The following is a 14,286-nucleotide window of genomic DNA, read 5'->3' as shown; positions in this document are numbered from 1 at the left end:
TTCTGAATGAAAAAATTTATGCTCTTTGAGAATCCGCGGAAATATTTTGAATTATAATTGTGATAACCTGTGCAGAGTTGTTATCTTTGACGAAGATTCAAAAACCAAGGAAATCATGTTTGAATTTGATCAGTATCTGGGTTTTCTAGCGTTTGCCATCATTGTTCTTATTGGATTTTGGCTTATGCTTTTCCTAACAGCCATCGTTCCTTACTGGATAGGAGGCAGCGTCAAGGAAATGCTTGATGAGAGAAAAGAGAAAAAACGCCTGGAAAAGGAAAATGAATAAAAAAGGACTCAGGTCCTTTTTTTTTGGCCTATTTTTAAAAAAAACGAGTATAAAAAAAGCCACTTTTCAGTGGCTTTTTTGGTTCTCCTTTTAAAGGAATTATTTCTTCTTCGGTTCGAAAACAGGAAGTAATTTTGTTTTTACTTCTCCAAATCCTATGCGGTAAGGAGTGTTATTTTGACAATATCCGCGCATAATTACCGTATCATTGTCCTCAATAAATTTTCGTTCCCTACCGTCTTTTAATTTCACCGGTTTTTCGCCTTTCCAGGAAAGCTCCAGCATACTTCCGTAAGAATCTGGCGTGGGTCCTGAAATAGTTCCAGATCCCATCATATCTCCAGAAAGTACCGGGCAACCGTTCACTGTATGGTGCGCCAGCTGTTGGCTCATGTTCCAGTACATGTATTTGAAGTTTGAGCGCGAGATAACAGTTTCTTCAGCACCTTCAGGCTCCAAAGCTACTTCTAAATTAATATCAAAGCTTTTCTTTCCTTTAGATCTTAAATAGGGAAGAGGTTCCTGTTCCGGTTTAGGGCTCTCTGTTCTGTATGGATCTAAGGCATCCAGCGTCACGATCCAGGGAGAGATTGAGGACGCAAAGTTCTTCGCTAAAAATGGTCCAAGTGGCACATATTCCCAGGTTTGAATGTCCCGGGCACTCCAGTCATTGAAAAGTACCAGTCCAAAAATATAATCTTCAGCTTCTTCTATGGGAATTGGTTCTCCCAGATGATTTGCATCTGTAGTTATAAAAGCCATTTCCAGTTCGAAATCAACCCGCTGTGAAGGCCCGAAAACCGGTTCATCTGAATCTTTTGGTTTCGTTTGCCCTTTCGGCCTGTGAACTGGAATTCCGCTGGGAATAATGGAAGAACTTCTTCCATGGTAACCCACAGGTATGTGAAGCCAGTTTGGTAACAAGGCATTGTCTGGATCGCGGAACATGGTTCCTACATTAGTAGCGTGTTCTTTACTCGAATAAAAATCTGTATAATCTCCAACCTGCACCGGCATTTGCATCTCAATTTCATCAAGTGCAAAAAGTACTACATTTCGGTGCTCGTCATTATCTCTTAATTGTGAATTTTCAGCGTCAAATATATCCGCAATCCTGTTTCTTACAAGACGCCAGGTTTTTTTACCGTCAGAAATAAAATCGTTTAGCGTATCCTGTAAAAAAATATCATCGGTTAGCGGAATTCCTTCAAAATAACCCAGCTGGTGCAAAGCTCCAAGGTCAATTGCAGTATCTCCTATTCGTGTCCCAATGGTAATGATGTCATCTCTTGTAAGAAACACTCCAAAGGGGATATTTTGAATAGGAAAATCTGAATTTTCAGAAACTTCAAGCCAGGTTTTTCTCTCTGGATTATTAGCTGTAATGGGCATAATTGATTTGTTGGTAATTTGTTAAAATTATTTCAAACCAAATATATTATTTTCCCTGTAAGAACCGAATGTATTTGTTATTTTTGAGGAATATTTAACGTAAAAAATTCTTATGCAAAGAGACCAGCAAATATTCGATCTAATTGAAGCCGAAAAGGAGAGGCAACTAAATGGTTTAGAGCTCATTGCGAGTGAAAATTTTGTAAGTGACCAGGTACTGGAAGCAGCAGGTTCTGTCCTCACAAATAAGTATGCCGAAGGTTATCCCGGGAAACGTTATTATGGAGGTTGCAGTGTGGTAGATGAAGTGGAACAGCTGGCCATTGATCGTGCAAAGGAACTTTTTGGAGCCGAATATGCAAACGTACAGCCGCATTCTGGATCACAGGCAAATACTGCTGTTTATCATGCCTGTTTAAAACCCGGTGATAAAATTCTGGGTTTTGATCTTTCTCATGGAGGACATTTAACACATGGTTCTCCTGTGAATTTCTCAGGAAAATTATACGATCCTGTATTTTACGGCGTGGATAAGGAAACCGGTCTTATTGATTATGATGCTATGGAAAAAGTAGCCATAGAGGAGAAGCCAAAAATGATCATTGCAGGTGCTTCTGCTTATTCAAAAGAATTTGATTATAAAAGGATGCGGGAAATAGCCGATAAAGTTGGAGCTATTTTAATGGCAGATATTTCTCATCCTGCAGGTTTGATCGCTAAAGGGTTATTAGGAGATCCTATTCCGCATTGTCACGTGGTTACCACAACTACTCATAAAACCCTACGTGGTCCACGCGGCGGATTGATTTTAATGGGAAAAGATTTTGAAAATCCTTTCGGTCAGAAATTAAAGAACGGAAATCTGAAAAAAATGTCTTCTTTGCTAGATAGCGGAGTTTTCCCCGGAAACCAGGGCGGCCCCTTAGAGCATATCATCGCAGCTAAAGCGGTGGCATTTGGGGAAGCACTTTCAGAAGAATTTCTGCACTATACGGTACAGGTGAAGAAAAATGCGAAAGCCATGGCAGAAGCATTTCTTGAAAAAGAGTACCACGTTATTTCTGGTGGAACAGACAATCATATGATGTTGATCGATCTTCGAAATAAAAATATCTCCGGAAAACAAGCTGAAGAAGCACTAGGGAAGGCCGACATTACGGTTAACAAGAATATGGTTCCTTTTGATGACAAATCTCCGTTTGTAACTTCCGGAGTGAGAATTGGTACGCCGGCCATCACCACCCGCGGATTAAAAGAAGCGGATATGGCTAAGGTCGTGGACCTTGTAGATCGTGTGATCGCCAACTTTGAAAATGAGGAAGAACTGGAAGCAGTGAAGAAAGAAGTGATTGCCATGATGAAAGGGAAACCATTGTTCCAGGTGTAGGTTAACTTGGCAATAACATACAAAAAGCTCCCTTTTCGGGAGCTTTTTTCTGTTTATAGAAAATGTTCGAAAAATGACATTTTTGAGATCATTTCTGCTTGTGAAAAACGTAGCGCAGGTCGTCTGTAATTTTTGTCGGTTTCTTCGTGCCGGTATCGAGCAGGCACCAGTTCGATTTTGCAGCGACAAGCATTTCTCCTGTATCTGCTTTTTTAATATTTACAAATCTTTCTGAAGTCACAAAAGTGGTGTCGCCCACGTATGTTTCGATGAGTAGCTCATCATCCAGGAAAGCCTGCTTTTTATAATCTATTTCATGGCGTATTACCACCCAAAAGAAGTCTCTTTTTAACTTTTCTGTTGCCCGTACATCCCAGTGTTCTTTTGCAATATCCTGGATCCACTGTACATAACGCACGTTGTTCACATGTTGCAATTCGTCCAGGTCTTCCTTTAAGACTGTTCTTTTATGGGAATATGTTTCTGCTGGTATGTTTTTCATTTTTTTACAATTTCTACTTCAAATAACTTATCCCAGTTTTTGCCTGTAACGTATAATTTTTGGGTGGTGGGGTTATAGGCAATTCCATTTAAAACATCATTCAATGGATCAAGATCTTCCGTATTATCCAATTTCTCACGAAGTCCTTTAAAATTGATAAGTCCTTCAATCGCACCGTTCTCCGGATTTATAATTGCGACGCCATCCCGTTGGTACGTGTTTGCGTAAATTCTTCCGTTTACCCATTCCAGTTCATTTAGCTGTGTGGAAATTGTTCTGTGGGTGACGGTTTGGATATAATTTTCTTCGGCCAGAGTTTCCGGGTGCAGGATCCAGATCTTTTCTGTACCGTCGCTTTTGTATAGCCGTTCCCCGTCATTCGCCAATCCCCAGCCTTCTTTACTTTGGCTGTAGGCGAAATTTCCTGTTTTTTCAAGAGTACTAGCATCATAGATAAATCCTTCCTCGGCTTTCCAGGTGAGCTGGTAAACTTTATTGTTTAAAACGGTAAGGCCTTCAGCGAAATAATTGTCATCAAGCTCTATAGATTCATATACATTTCCTGTTTCAAGTTCCACCTTTCTAAGAGAAGATTCCCCATACTGTCCGGTGCTCTCAAACAAAGTGTCATTATGAAATTCAAGCCCCTGCGTGTAGGCGTCGGGGGAGTGAGGATAGGTATTGATGATCTTATAAGTGTAGGTTACAGGTGGTGCATCGTTATATACAGTCACAGGTTGGCTGATCTCCTCCTGTTCTCCTTCGGAAAAAATTTTGGCGCTAAGCTCCCATTTTCCCAACTTTATATTTCTGAAATTATACTCAAAAATGTCATTTTTGGATGTCTTTCCGATTCTTTCGTCCTGAAAAAAATAAACGACCGAATCTATTTCCCGATTTTTCTTGTTCTGAAGGTTTACTTTCAAAGATTCCCCTAGCTGAAATTCGCCGTCTCCACCGGAAAAATTAAGATTAAAATCAGAATTTTTTTCTCCTGCCTTTTCACCACAGGAAATCATGAATGATGCTAAAATTAACAGCACCAGGTAGTTGTATAATTTCATTTCAATATTCCATTTATAAGCAAGATAATTTATTTAATTCAGTTTAAAAAATGCTTGCAAAAAGTATGAAAGGTTGTATATTTGCACCGGCAAGTCCCACACAACCAGCTCCTGCTGAATCCCCCAGGGCGGGAACGCAGCAAGGGTAAGCGGTCGTAGCGGTGTGATGTGGGGAGCTTGCCATTTTTTGTTTCCGGTATCTAAATATTATCGCATCTTTGCAGGATATGGAAAAACAAACTGCTTCAAAAGTAGTACTTATCACAGGCGCTTCTTCCGGTATTGGAAAAGCAATCGCAGAACACCTTCTCTCAAAAAATTATAAGGTTTTTGGAACCAGTAGAAATCCGTCAAAAGGAACTTCATTAAATTTTCCTTTGGTAACGCTGGATGTTACCAAAAAAGAAACGATCAAATCGGCAGTTTCCGAAGTTATTTCCGAAGCTGGAAAAATTGATATTCTTATTAATAATGCAGGTGTGGGAATCACCGGTCCCATTGAAGAAACTCCCGATGAAGAGATCAAAAAGGCATTTGACACCAATTATTTTGGTCCTTTAAATGTCATCAAGGCCGTTTTGCCGGAGATGCGGAAAAATAACGGCGGACTCATCATTAACATCACATCTATCGCGGGTTATATGGGATTGCCATACCGTGGCATTTATTCGGCTTCAAAAGGTGCCCTGGAGCTTACAACCGAAGCTTTTAGAATGGAATTGAAAGACTTTAATATCCAGATGACAAATGTAGCTCCGGGAGATTTTGCGACAAATATAGCCGCGGGAAGATATCATTCCCCGGTCCTGGAAGAGAGTCCTTACAGAGAGCCCTATGGGAGCACCCTGAATATAATGAACCAACATGTGGATGAAGGAGGAAACCCTAAGATAATGGCTGAATATGTACACAAAATTATTAAAACTAAAAACCCAAAAGTACATTACAAAGTAGGTGATAGGATGCAAAAATTCTCTATTGTTCTCAAAAGGATCTTACCCGATAAATTATATGAGAGTTTACTCCTAAAGCATTATAAATTGTAAATTTGCAAAAGGATGTTCAAGTCATTCTTAAAAACATAAAAACCAATTAAACATGAAATTTTTTATTGATACTGCCAACCTTGATCAAATTAAAGAAGCACAGGATTTAGGCGTTTTGGATGGGGTAACTACGAATCCATCTTTAATGGCTAAAGAAGGAATTACAGGAAAAGACAACATCCTTAAACATTACAGGAAGATTTGTGATATTGTGACAGGTGATGTAAGTGCCGAGGTTATTGCTACTACTTTTGATGAGATTGTTCGTGAAGGGGAGGAGCTTGCTGAACTGCATGATCAAATTATTGTGAAGGTTCCTATGATTAAAGAAGGAATTAAAGCAATAAAATATTTTAGTGATAATGATATAAAAACCAATTGCACACTTGTGTTTTCTGCAGGGCAGGCGTTACTGGCTGCTAAAGCCGGAGCTACTTATGTCTCTCCATTTCTTGGCAGACTCGATGATATCTCTACAGATGGATTAAATCTTATTGCAGATATAAGGCTTATCTATGATAACTACGGATTTGAGACCGAAATTCTTGCCGCTTCTATTAGACATACCATGCACGTTATTGATTGTGCTAAAATTGGTGCAGATGTTATGACCGGTCCTCTTTCTTCAATTACAGGATTGTTAAATCATCCTTTGACAGATATTGGTCTGGAAAAATTTCTTGCAGATCACAAGAAGGGTAACTAGTAGTGCAGATCAAAATAAAATATGAAAACCCGGAAACTGTTCCGGGTTTTTTTGTTTTTAGCGATTCAGAAATTCAAGAATTTCACTCTCGAACTGCGGTGAATTAATGTAGGCATTCCCTATTACAACTTCCGCCTTAGGATCTATAAAAAGAGATTTGTTGAGGTAATATTGGAAAGCATCCGGTCCAATTCGTGTGGTAATCAATTGGAATTCGTTTTCCTGATCGTAACCAAATTTTCTCACTGTTCTTTTCCAGTTAAAGTTGTTTTGAGCATCAATATTGATCCCAATAAATTGTACTTCGGGATATTTGCTTCGAAGATCTCTTATTATTTTGTGGTTTTTCCGGTGATTATCGGTTGAGAAAATTGACCATAGAAATACCACTACAGGCTTGCTGCCTGTAATATCTTTAAAAGGTTTTTTATTGCCGGAAATATCTGCGAGTTCTACCTGGCTCACGTTCATCCCTGGAAGGTAAGCGAGTTGAATATTTCCAACACTATATAACTTTTGAAGTTCATTCTCAGGATATCCTTTTTCTTCAACCAGGTCCAGGATCGAAACAATTTCCTCCCTGTTCTTCGCCATAACGATTCCCAATGCACCCAATTTTCGAAAAAAATGCTGCTTTACCAGTGGAAGTGTAGTAAGAGAATCGAGGAGCTTTATTCTGGTAGTAATATTTCCGTGATCGTATAAATCATAACAATCGTCGTGATCTAAGTTTGCCTTGGCACATGTATCCATGGCTTTATTAATGAGATAGCTGTCAACAAACCTTAAATAACTTGGACTGGTTTGCAATATGGGGTCATTGAAATCAATATCTTTTCTGTAGCAGTAAAACTCGTCGGTAAGTTGATCTGAAAACTTTTTGTAATACTTATTGATCAGGTAGGTATATCGCTCCCGTAGATCCATGGCATCGTAAGAAGCAGATTTTTGCGCATAACTCATAAATTCTTTCGAGAAATTATGCTTTTTGTCCAATTCTTTCAGCCTCGCTAGTTGCTTGTTTTCTAAAGAATCTGTCTTTTTAGCAAAAGCTTCAGGAGAGCTCTCATGGTAGGAGAGCAGGAGGTTTGTATAGCTTTCATTTAGAAGAAAAGACTCCAGAAGATAATTATTTCTTTCACTTCCAGTTCCACTGAAGTGCAGTGATTCATCAAATTCAATGGAGTTCACCCTCATTAATAAACTATCCCCAGGCAGCAGGTAAAAAAATTGAGTTTCGGGCAGATGTTTAAAGCTGTAAAGTCCCTGCTCCACGTCCCTGATCTTTAACTGAAAACGGTTTTTTTGATCGAGATAAACTGTATCAATTTCTAAGTTATCCTTCAAAAAGATAACATACTTTGAAGTTGGGTTGATTATTTGACCTCCTATGTAGGCATCTCTAGAAGGCTTTTCGGCTGAATCAGCACAACCCATAGCACAAGTGCCAATGAATAGCAAAGCCGCGTAAAATTTAAATTTGTACACAAAAAATCAAATTGGGAGGTCAAAAATTTTAATGCAGGGGCAAAAATACGCGTGTACTATCATGTTGATTGTTAACCATGAGTTAAAAAGGAATTTATAAAAGTTAATCTTTCATGATTTTGGGTTAATTGGCTACTTTTGCAAAAAATTAGATTCTTTATATGCTATCAGTTTCAAATCTTTCGGTTCAGTTTGGAAAAAGAGTATTGTTTGATGAGGTAAACACTACTTTCACACAGGGAAATATCTATGGGGTCATAGGTGCTAATGGCGCTGGAAAATCCACTTTTCTTAAAATTCTAAGTGGGAAATCTGAACCTACTTCAGGACACGTTCACCTGGAACCCGGCAAGCGCATGTCGGTTCTTGAACAGGATCATAACCTTTATGATGAATATCCTGTACTGGAAACCGTTATTATGGGAAATAAGCCTCTTTACAATATTAAAAAGGAAATGGATGAAATCTATGCAAAAGAAGATTTCAATGATGCAGATGGAGAAAGGGTAGGAGTGTTACAGGTGGAATTCGAGGAGATGAACGGCTGGAATGCCGACAGTGAAGCTGCAGCCATGCTTTCAAACCTTGGGATAAAAGAAGACAATCATTACACCCTTATGGGAGATCTTGATAATAAATTGAAGGTAAGGGTTCTACTCGCCCAGGCTTTGTTTGGAAACCCAGATGTGCTAATTATGGATGAGCCTACAAACGACCTGGATTATGAAACCATCTCGTGGTTAGAGAACTTTCTGGCCAACTATGAAAATACAGTAATCGTGGTTTCCCACGACCGTCACTTCCTGGATTCTGTATGTACTCATATTTCTGATATTGACTTCGGAAAAATTAACCATTACAGCGGTAACTATACCTTCTGGTATGAATCCTCCCAATTAGCAGCCAGGCAACGTTCCCAACAGAACAAAAAAGCTGAAGAGAAGAAGAAGGAGCTACAGGAATTCATAATGCGATTTAGCGCCAACGTAGCAAAATCTAAACAAGCTACTTCGCGTAAGAAAATGATTGATAAACTAAATATTGAGGACATCAAGCCATCGAGCCGAAGGTATCCTGCAATTATTTTTGAAAGAGAAAGGGAAGCCGGTGATCAAATTTTAAATGTTGAAGGTCTCTCAGCTTCAATTGAAGGTGAAACTTTATTTGAAAATGTGAACATTAACCTTGCAAAAGGTGATAAAGTGGTGGTTTATTCCAAAGATTCCAGGGCCACTACAGCCTTTTATGAGATCATCAATGGAAAGCAAAAGGCCCTTTCAGGAAAATACAGCTGGGGGGTCACCACTAACCAATCTTACCTTCCTCTGGATAATTCAGAATATTTTGACAATGACCTTACGTTAGTGGATTGGTTAAGGCAGTGGGCAAAAACAGAAGAGGAAAGAGAAGAAGTTTACATCCGCGGGTTCCTCGGAAAAATGATCTTTAGCGGGGAAGAAGCTCTTAAAACATCGAATGTTCTTTCTGGAGGTGAAAAGGTGCGTTGTATGTTAAGCAGAATGATGATGATGAGAGCAAATGTCTTGATGCTGGATGAACCAACCAACCACCTGGACCTCGAATCTATTACAGCTTTTAATAATTCGCTGAAAAACTTCAAGGGAACCATCCTTTTTACTACCCATGATCACGAATTTGCGCAAACAGTTGCAAATCGTATCATTGAACTTACCCCGGGTGGAGCAATTGACCGCTACCTGAGCTTTGATGAATATATGAGTGATAAGAAGATAAGAGAGCAGCGGGAAAAAATGTATGCAGGGAAGGTGATGTAACCCGTCTTCAGGTTTTTAGATTTGATAAAAAGTTGTCGAAAAAGGTATGAAAAATGCCATTTTTGACAACTTTTTTTATTTTCCGGGTTGGAAGAATTTATACAAATCAAATACACCAAGCACGATAAACCCTATGACAACAATTAACCTGAAATTAGAATATTCCTCTCCATTAAAGAATGAAAACATGCGATAGGAACCGTAGCTTAAAAAAGCCAGCCCTATAACCAGGTGTAAATAATTCCGTTTCTTGGGGGAAGTTTGGTCGCTCATAAGAAACAACGGACTAATTTTCTTCATTTTCTGCTTCTTCTTCAGGAAAGGTATTTGTAACGATCTTTCGAGCTTTTTCAAGATGCTCGGTTTCTGCAAATAAAAGAACCTGCCCCGGAAGGCCACCTCCAAAACCAGCTCTTAATCCAGAATCAAAGTCGTTTCTCATACGCGATGCGATTCCGTCTTTTTCAAGTAACTCCTGCAGGTATTGCACGTTAACTTCAGATCCTGTGTAAATGTGCTTAAAATCTTCTTCAATGTCCATGTCTGTTATTTTGATTTATGAAGTTAAGAATAGCAACGAAATTTTCCTTTTCCTTTAAACAGAGTTTAACAAAATTCTTAAGCATTGTAGTATTTGCTGTTCCAAATCCCTGTGTTGAAATTCTTACCAAGTGCAACTCCGGAAAAAACAAGCAACGCTACCATTGATTTGAATGTAAAAAGAAATAGCATAATAAATTGGGCACTTTCCTGGTACTGAGAGAAAAAGAGGGCTCTCAATACGAAGGTAGTTGCAAGACTAAAGATTAAAGTGAATATCATAAGATTTTCCATGTTCTTCAGCGGCCAAACCATTAATTTCCGGAAAGGAGTAAGGTCATTTCCCCATTTGTGGATAAGGTAATAGTAGCCGTTTCCAATCGGGGCAAAAAGAATCGGGTCATCTGCGTTTTCCAATTGAAAACTTTTTGAAGGAGCTACGATTTTAAAACCTTTTAAAGTGAGATCGTGAATGCGTTCAATTTCTCTTATTTCATTGCAGGCTTCTTCGGGAATAGGAGCTTTAAAATACCTGGTTTCAAGGAAACGCAATCTATAAGTTATACAAATGTATTTTATATGGGAAATATGAAAAATTCTTCCGGAAGTTAAAAGATCAAGATTAAATGGATTTTCATCTGCTGAGGCTTCATTCCTAATTCTTTGCAGTAGCTCGCTGTTTTTTTCTTCGGAATCCTTCTTGAGCAAAGATTTTACCTGTTCGAGAATTGCTGCTTCAGAAATCTCCCGCTCCCTAAACGCTTTCAGCTTTTGCCGTAAATCTACTTTTTCTATCAACATCTTCTTTCACTTTAACCTTCTAAAAATAGGTAAATGGACACTAAGATGCAAAAGGTAATAAATGAAACGAAAGGTTAATTTCCAGTTATTATGGTTAAAGTCTGTTTAAACCCGGCAGTGCAATTGGGAATAATCCTGATGAAATAATTAAATTAAAAATGTATAATTAAAATAAGAAGACAATGAAGCTTAAGAATTATTTTTTTGGAGTCAGTTTTATTCTCACTTTGTTTATCGTAGGGTGTGGGCCCAAAGTAAATACCGATAAGAAAACGAGTAGGGATTTAAGTAATTATTCCAGCTACTCTTTCTTGCCCAATCAGGATACCATCCTAAATAGCAATTATGATAATGACTATATCAATGAAATTGTCATTGATGGCATTAACCAGAACATGAAAGAACAAAATCTGCGATTGGAACGCAGTCAGCCAGATCTTCTGGTTTATTATCATATTATGTTTGATGAAGAAATGGCGGTGAATGCCTCACCAGTTTATACAAATTACAGCTATTATCGACCTGGATATTATGTGGGACCATACTACAGGAATTATTTGTACAATAACTACTTTACTATTCCAAGAATTGCGGGGACGGGCATTGAGCAGGTGCCGTATAAAGAAGGTACTATTGTAGTTGACCTTATTGACCGTCGCACCAATGAAATTGTTTGGAGAGGTCGTGCTAATGATGTGGTACAGGCGGGGAATCTTGACCAGGAAATAAGAGACTACATAAATGCCATTTTTGAAGAATATCCGGGATAGAAGTTGGCACTTAACGCAAACAAAATAGCCATTCATTGAGAATGGCTATTTTTTATTCAAAGATATTTTAAAACAGGTTTATCGAAGTTGAGCGCCCAGCTGCTTTTCGAAATTCTGCTGAAGTTTGTTCATGATCTTATCAATTTGTTTATCGGTAAGAGTTTTGTTTTCATCCTGAAGGATAAAACTTACCGCATAGCTTTTTTTGCCTTCCGGAAGGTTTTTACCTTCATAAACATCGAAAAGTGAGATTTCCTTGAGAAGTTTCTTCTCTGTCTGTCTCGCAATATTATAGATATCTTCAAATTTTACAGCGGAATCCAAAAGCAGGGCAAAATCACGTCTTACGGCCTGGAATTTGGAGATTGCAGAAAATCGCATTTTTTGATTTTTTGCTGTATCCAGTACCTGGTCCCAATTAAAATCAGCAAATAAAACCTCCTGATTGATCCCAAATTCTTTCAGGATTTTCTTTTTCACCACACCAAATTCTACCAGTTTTGCTTTTCCGAAGCTAAAAGATAAACCTTCTGAAAAAACATCATTTTTGACAGTTCCCGATTTTATATTAGATATCCCTAATCTTTCAAGAACTGTAGATACTACTCCCTTCAGAAAGAAAAAATCACCTTTTTGCAGCGGATTCGCCCAATGTTCCTCGGCCCGGTTCCCTGAAACAAAAAGAGTAAGGTGCTTGTTCTCTGTTCGCCCATTTTCGTAGTTATGGTAAGTTTTTCCGAATTCAAAAAGCTTAAGATCGCTGCGTTTTCGGTTTATATTGTAGCTTACAGATTCCAGCCCCGAAAATAGTAAAGACTGCCTTAGCACCGAAAGATCCTGGCTCAGCGGATTCAGCATAGCCACATCATGTTCCTCTTTTATTTGCTCACTTAATTTAGTGTACGCAGGTGTGGTAAGAGAATTGGCCATGGTTTCAAAAAATCCCTGTCCTGTCAATTGCGTAGCAATAATATTCTGTAGTTTGTAATCTTCAAATTTTGAAGAATTTGAAACCGAAGCATTCAGTTTTTCTCCAAATTCGATGTTGTTATACCCGTAAACCCGTAAAATTTCTTCAATAACATCGGCTTCTCTTTTTACGTCAACCCTATATGGAGGGATAGTCAATCCCATTCCTGTTTCGGTAACGTTATTCACACGTATTTCAAGTGAAGCAAGAATGGATTTAATGGTTTCCTGCGATAGATTTTGACCTATTAAAGTGTTGATCTTTTCAAAGGTTAGAAAAACCGGGAAATCTTCAATCTTATTTGAGTAATAATCATCTATATCGCTGGTGACGCTTCCACCGGCCAGTTCCTGAATTAAAAGGACTGCACGTTTAAGAGCGTAGTCGGTTATATTAGGATCAATTCCTCTTTCATAACGAAAAGAGGCGTCTGTATTCAAACCGTGACGTTTGGCGGTTTTTCTAACAGTAACGGGATTAAAGTAGGCACTTTCTATGAAAATAGAGGTGGTTTCATTGGTGACTCCGCTGCTCAATCCACCAAAAACACCGGCAATGGCCAGGGGTTTTTCAGCATCACATATCATGAGGTCTTCCTCGTGAAGCTCACGCTCCACTTCGTCAAGTGTGGTGAACTTTGTTCCTGCCGCAAGAGTTTTGACATTGATTTCATTTCCAATGATCTTTGCTGCATCAAAAGCATGGAGAGGTTGCCCCAATTCATGCATGACATAGTTGGTGACATCTACCACGTTGTTCTTGGGAGTTAAACCAATGGCTTTAAGTCTGTTTTTAAGCCACTTTGGAGATTCACCAATAGAAATATCTGAAATAGTGACTCCACAATACCGTGGAACGAGTTCAGAATTTTCAATATTTACAGGAATTCTTAAATTCCTGCTATCTACATGAAAACTACTTACCGAAGGTGTTATCAATTCCAGAGAAGTTCCTTGTTGCTGTAATCCTGCTTTGAGATCTCTTGCAACTCCCCAGTGGCTCATTGCATCAGCGCGGTTAGGGGTGAGTCCAATTTCATAAACCAGGTCATTCTCTACTTCAAAAATTTCCGAAGCCAGGGTACCGGGCTTGAGGTCATCATCCAGAACCATAATACCATCATGACTTTTTCCTAACCCTAATTCATCTTCGGCGCAAATCATTCCATGGCTGCTTTCTCCACGGATTTTGCTTTTCTTTATTTCCCAGCCCTCACCTTTGTCATCATATAAGGTAGTGCCCACTGTAGCGACAGGGACCTTTTGCCCTTCTGCAACATTGGGAGCGCCGCAAACGATCTGAACAGGATTTCCATTTCCAATATCCACTTTGGTAAGCTTCAGCCTATCGGCATTTTCATGTGGTACACATGAAAGCACATGGCCCACAACCACTCCTTCAAGTCCACCTTTTACACTGCTGAAGGAATCAATTCCTTCTACTTCAAGTCCAAGATCGGTTAGCAGTTCTCCGGTTTTCTCGGCATCCTGTTTTAAATGAATGAATTGTTGTAACCAATTGTAAGAAATCCTCAT

Annotated in this window: 14 protein-coding genes and 1 other RNA gene; 7 read left to right on the top strand and 8 right to left on the bottom strand. The window is 38.8% G+C overall.

Annotated features, from left to right (window positions below):
* Positions 1-25 precede the first annotated feature (25 nt).
* Positions 26-289 carry a hypothetical protein gene (locus ACOV1Q_RS08605; protein WP_424494323.1) on the top strand — a complete coding sequence of 88 codons (264 nt, stop codon included), beginning with the start codon at positions 26-28 and terminating at the stop codon, positions 287-289.
* Between the two features lie 99 nt (positions 290-388).
* Here the strand turns inward: ACOV1Q_RS08605 and fahA are convergent, their stop codons facing one another.
* Positions 389-1,681 carry a fumarylacetoacetase gene (gene fahA / locus ACOV1Q_RS08600; RefSeq protein WP_424493991.1) on the bottom strand — a complete coding sequence of 431 codons (1,293 nt, stop codon included), beginning with the start codon at positions 1,679-1,681 and terminating at the stop codon, positions 389-391.
* Positions 1,682-1,793: 112 nt separating this feature from the next.
* On the opposite strand from fahA, the gene glyA reads away from it, so the two are divergent.
* Positions 1,794-3,068 (top strand): serine hydroxymethyltransferase, encoded by a 1,275-nt coding sequence (gene glyA / locus ACOV1Q_RS08595; RefSeq protein WP_424493990.1) that lies wholly within the window; start codon positions 1,794-1,796, stop codon positions 3,066-3,068.
* Positions 3,069-3,156: 88 nt separating this feature from the next.
* Here the strand turns inward: glyA and ACOV1Q_RS08590 are convergent, their stop codons facing one another.
* Together ACOV1Q_RS08590 and ACOV1Q_RS08585 are read right to left on the bottom strand one after the other, a co-directional pair.
* The gene (locus tag ACOV1Q_RS08590) at positions 3,157-3,570 is read right to left on the bottom strand and encodes an acyl-CoA thioesterase (protein ID WP_424493989.1); all 414 of its coding nucleotides are present in this window, start codon (positions 3,568-3,570) and stop codon (positions 3,157-3,159) included.
* Positions 3,567-4,634, bottom strand: a complete 1,068-nt coding sequence (locus ACOV1Q_RS08585; RefSeq protein WP_424493988.1) for a glutaminyl-peptide cyclotransferase — start codon at positions 4,632-4,634, stop codon at positions 3,567-3,569. Before ACOV1Q_RS08585 ends, ACOV1Q_RS08590 begins: the two co-directional genes overlap by 4 nt.
* 87 nt (positions 4,635-4,721) lie before the next feature.
* On the opposite strand from ACOV1Q_RS08585, the gene ffs reads away from it, so the two are divergent.
* The 3 genes from ffs (at position 4,722) to fsa (ending at position 6,386) form a co-directional block, all read left to right on the top strand.
* An RNA gene (gene ffs, locus ACOV1Q_RS08580) (signal recognition particle sRNA small type) lies at positions 4,722-4,820 on the top strand.
* Positions 4,821-4,861: 41 nt separating this feature from the next.
* Positions 4,862-5,680 (top strand): SDR family oxidoreductase, encoded by an 819-nt coding sequence (locus ACOV1Q_RS08575; protein ID WP_424493987.1) that lies wholly within the window; start codon positions 4,862-4,864, stop codon positions 5,678-5,680.
* A 52-nt stretch (positions 5,681-5,732) separates the two neighbouring features.
* Positions 5,733-6,386 (top strand): fructose-6-phosphate aldolase, encoded by a 654-nt coding sequence (gene fsa, locus ACOV1Q_RS08570; RefSeq protein WP_424493986.1) that lies wholly within the window; start codon positions 5,733-5,735, stop codon positions 6,384-6,386.
* A 57-nt stretch (positions 6,387-6,443) separates the two neighbouring features.
* Here the strand turns inward: fsa and ACOV1Q_RS08565 are convergent, their stop codons facing one another.
* Positions 6,444-7,874, bottom strand: coding sequence for a TlpA family protein disulfide reductase (locus tag ACOV1Q_RS08565; RefSeq protein WP_424493985.1), 1,431 nt, complete (start codon positions 7,872-7,874; stop codon positions 6,444-6,446).
* Positions 7,875-8,035: 161 nt separating this feature from the next.
* On the opposite strand from ACOV1Q_RS08565, the gene ACOV1Q_RS08560 reads away from it, so the two are divergent.
* Positions 8,036-9,670: an ABC-F family ATP-binding cassette domain-containing protein gene (locus ACOV1Q_RS08560; protein ID WP_424493984.1), complete on the top strand. Its 1,635-nt coding sequence runs from the start codon at positions 8,036-8,038 to the stop codon at positions 9,668-9,670.
* A gap of 75 nt (positions 9,671-9,745) precedes the next feature.
* On the opposite strand, the gene ACOV1Q_RS08555 is transcribed toward ACOV1Q_RS08560, so the two are convergent.
* The 3 genes from ACOV1Q_RS08555 to ACOV1Q_RS08545 all read right to left on the bottom strand — a co-directional run bounded on the left by ACOV1Q_RS08555 (position 9,746) and on the right by ACOV1Q_RS08545 (position 11,011).
* On the bottom strand, positions 9,746-9,970 hold the full coding sequence (locus ACOV1Q_RS08555; RefSeq protein ID WP_424493983.1) for a hypothetical protein: 225 nt from the start codon (positions 9,968-9,970) through the stop codon (positions 9,746-9,748).
* Positions 9,957-10,211, bottom strand: a complete 255-nt coding sequence (locus tag ACOV1Q_RS08550; RefSeq protein WP_424493982.1) for a putative signal transducing protein — start codon at positions 10,209-10,211, stop codon at positions 9,957-9,959. Before ACOV1Q_RS08550 ends, ACOV1Q_RS08555 begins: the two co-directional genes overlap by 14 nt.
* Before the next feature lie 77 nt (positions 10,212-10,288).
* The gene (locus tag ACOV1Q_RS08545) at positions 10,289-11,011 is read right to left on the bottom strand and encodes a hypothetical protein (protein WP_424493981.1); all 723 of its coding nucleotides are present in this window, start codon (positions 11,009-11,011) and stop codon (positions 10,289-10,291) included.
* A gap of 182 nt (positions 11,012-11,193) precedes the next feature.
* On the opposite strand from ACOV1Q_RS08545, the gene ACOV1Q_RS08540 reads away from it, so the two are divergent.
* A complete protein-coding gene (locus ACOV1Q_RS08540; RefSeq protein WP_424493980.1) occupies positions 11,194-11,781 on the top strand; it encodes a DUF4136 domain-containing protein in 588 nt (195 codons plus the stop codon).
* A 78-nt stretch (positions 11,782-11,859) separates the two neighbouring features.
* Here the strand turns inward: ACOV1Q_RS08540 and pheT are convergent, their stop codons facing one another.
* A complete protein-coding gene (pheT, locus tag ACOV1Q_RS08535) occupies positions 11,860-14,286 on the bottom strand; it encodes a phenylalanine--tRNA ligase subunit beta (protein ID WP_424493979.1) in 2,427 nt (808 codons plus the stop codon).

The organism is Salinimicrobium maris, assembly GCF_049680855.1.
Lineage (GTDB): Bacteria > Bacteroidota > Bacteroidia > Flavobacteriales > Flavobacteriaceae > Salinimicrobium.
Note: the sequence above shows the minus strand (reverse complement) of the source record. Positions and strands in the feature narration are given on the sequence as shown.